The sequence below is a fragment of the Cellulomonas bogoriensis 69B4 = DSM 16987 genome (assembly GCF_000767165.1).
Classification (GTDB): Bacteria; Actinomycetota; Actinomycetes; order Actinomycetales; family Cellulomonadaceae; genus Actinotalea; species Actinotalea bogoriensis.
In genome coordinates this window covers 1-1,859 of the sequence record NZ_AXCZ01000296.1, presented here as the reverse complement: position 1 = coordinate 1,859, position 1,859 = coordinate 1, and the positions used below count along the sequence as shown (strand labels likewise).

Annotated in this window: 4 protein-coding genes; 1 reads left to right on the top strand and 3 read right to left on the bottom strand. The window is 72.4% G+C overall.

Annotation, left to right across the window (positions count from 1 at the left end):
* The coding region (locus N869_RS18015) for an SMI1/KNR4 family protein (RefSeq protein WP_198026098.1) at window positions 1–483 on the top strand (483 nt) is incomplete at its 5' end.
* Window positions 484–533: 50 nt separating this feature from the next.
* On the opposite strand, the gene mnhG is transcribed toward N869_RS18015, so the two are convergent.
* From mnhG to N869_RS14775, 3 genes are all read right to left on the bottom strand, one after another.
* Complete coding sequence (gene mnhG, locus N869_RS14785) at window positions 534–941, bottom strand: monovalent cation/H(+) antiporter subunit G (protein WP_035062914.1); 408 nt, start codon at window positions 939–941, stop codon at window positions 534–536.
* Entirely contained in the window at window positions 938–1,330 is a 393-nt protein-coding gene (locus tag N869_RS14780) for a monovalent cation/H+ antiporter complex subunit F (RefSeq protein WP_035062913.1), read from the bottom strand. Before N869_RS14780 ends, mnhG begins: the two co-directional genes overlap by 4 nt.
* The coding region (locus tag N869_RS14775; RefSeq protein WP_052105631.1) for a Na+/H+ antiporter subunit E at window positions 1,327–1,859 on the bottom strand (533 nt) is incomplete at its 5' end. The genes N869_RS14775 and N869_RS14780, both read right to left, overlap by 4 nt.

Sequence of the window (1,859 nt, the reverse complement as noted above, 5' to 3'; positions counted from 1 at the left end):
GCCATCTGGCAATGGCACGACGGGGAGAGGGCGGGCCTGGAGGCCGGTGGCGACCCCGCCTTGCCACGTCTGGTCCCGGGGTCGGTGTTCCTCGACCTGGACACCACACTCATCAGAGCCCGGTACTGGCACGCGGCGACCGGTGACGATGAGGCGCTGACCTGCCCTGACACCCCCGAGGAACGCAAGGATGCTCTGTGGCGTCGGCACTGGATACCGTTCCTGGACGAGCGCCTGCCCCTGGTCCTGGACGGTCAGGGACCTGAGGGGCTGGTCACCTTCAGGTTCGACGTCGAGTCCGGGCGGCAGTGGGTGGCTCAGCTCACCGTGCCGCAGAGGGTGGCATGGTGGCACCGGTACGTCGGCCGGGGGGCGTGGGACGTCGACGCGCATGGGCGCTGGGTGGTGCACCCGCGCAAGCTCCCCCGTGTACCGGCCGACCTCCCGCCCTCAGGACGAGCCGCGCTCACCGAGGTCACCTGAGCATCCGTGGCGGTTCCGCGCCCGGACCGCGCGACAGTCGATCACACGGCTCACGAGGGCCGGTGGTCCTCGTCGCCGGGACGGTCGGGGCGGGTCTCGTCGGCGTCGAGCTCGGCGCGGGCCAGCTCCAGGTCACGGGTGAGCTCGTCGACGACCAGCAGCTCCCGGCGGACCTTGCCCGTCCGGTACCCCGCGCGCGCCACCATGTGCGCGGCCACCGGTGAGGTGAGCATCTGGAACAGGGACACCAGGATCAGCATCCACAGGATCGGGCCCGAACGGAGCCGCAGAGCCAACCCCAGCAGCATCAGGATCAGCCCCAGGACCTGGGGCTTGGTCGCCGTGTGCATGCGGGCCAGCAGGTCCGGGAACCGCACCAGCCCCACCCCCGCCGCGAGGGTCAGCAGCGCACCGCACACCAGGAGCACCCCCGCCAGGACGTCCACCGCCGTCGTCACCGGTGCACCTCCCCCTGCGCCGGGCCACCATGGTGCTCGGCGTCGTGGGCCGCGAGGTCCGCGTCCTCCGCCGCCAGACGCTCGGCCTCCAACGCCGCGACCTCCTCCTTGGTGAGGATCCGGCCCTCACCCTCAGGTTCCACCGCCGCGAACCGGGCGATCGTCACCGAACCCACGAACCCGACCAGGGCCACCGCCACCAGGATCGGCACCGTGTCCACCCGCCGGGACCAGGCGGCCTCCACCGCAATCGCCCCCACGATCGCGCTGGTCGTGATGTCCAGCGCCACCGTCCGGTCCAGCATGCTGGGGCCCTTCTCGACCCGGATCAGCGCCAGGACCGCCGCGACCGTCAAGAACGCGCCCGCCACCACCACCGCGACGATCACCGGTCGACCTCCTCGTTGCCGATCTCGGCCTGCGGCACCGGGCACGCCTCCTGCGAGGGCGCACCCTGCAGGCCGGGGTGCCCGGCCGCGTCACGGGGGTTACGGGTCAGGCCCGCCGCCGCCAGCTCCTCGTCCGACGCGAAGGCGCGCAGCACCCGGGCCTCGGTGTCCAGGATGTTCGTGCGCGCGCCCTCCACACCGCCGGCCAGGTCCACGTCCAGGACGTGGATGTACAGCACCGACGACACCCGGTGGGCCTCCACCACGATCGACCCCGGGACCAACGAGCACAGCTCGGCCGTCAACGTCAGGTACAGGTCCGAGTGGCTGCGCAGGTGCACCCCGATCACCGCCGCGCGCGGCGCCCGGCCCGGACGGAACGCCAGGTACGTCACCTGGGCGCTCGCGACCACCAGGTCGATCACGAACCGGTACGCCAGGTACGCGGTCGGCAGCACGTGGACCCGGCCCCCGAACTGCACCTGCGGCAACGGCATCAACCGGGTCACCACCACCGCGAGCGTCGCCC